The 591-nt window shown below is 68.4% G+C and carries 1 pseudogene; it reads right to left on the bottom strand.

What is annotated here, in order from left to right:
- Positions 1–591: pseudogene (locus tag EN893_RS36990) on the bottom strand (DNA repair protein RecN); the annotation flags it as partial.

Consider the following 591-nt stretch of genomic DNA (forward strand, 5'->3'; position numbering starts at 1 on the left):
CATCGGCCCGGGCCGCGTGCCTGGATTGGTGCGCACCCAGAACTCGATCTGGTCGATCCCCTCTTCCATGCGGCTCTCGGCCTCGCTCTTCATTTCCACGATAAAGGCGGCGCGTTCGAGCTTCAGGGCCGGCAGTTCGGCCATCACGGCCTTGGTCAGGCCGACCGCCGCCGCATGACGCAGCGAGGACAGCTGCGCGGCGGCAATGTCGTAGGTCTCGCGCGCGGCGGTGGCCTGCTTTTCCAGCCCATGCAGGCGCTCCTCGCCGGCATCGAGATCGGCGAGATCGGCCGACATCGTGTCGCGCAGCTGCGCTAGATCGTCGACGGCGACGCTGTGCTTGCGCGAGGCGGCGCGCAGCGAAAACAGCCGCTCCTCCGCTTTCTCCAGCCGCTGCGGATCATATTCGGTGGCGCGCAGTGCTGCCTCGACGCCCGATTGCGCCGCGTCGAGCGACAGCATCGCCTCGTCGAGCGATTTGACGACATCGTCGAGCAGGCCGGGCGCCTCCGACACCTTGCGCTGCAGCCGCCGCAACAGGCTGGCCAGTTGCGGCAGGGGCGAAGATGGGCCCGACAGCACATCCTGCGC

It is taken from the genome of Mesorhizobium sp. M7A.F.Ca.CA.004.04.2.1 (genome assembly GCF_004022825.1).
Classification (GTDB): domain Bacteria; phylum Pseudomonadota; class Alphaproteobacteria; order Rhizobiales; family Rhizobiaceae; genus Mesorhizobium.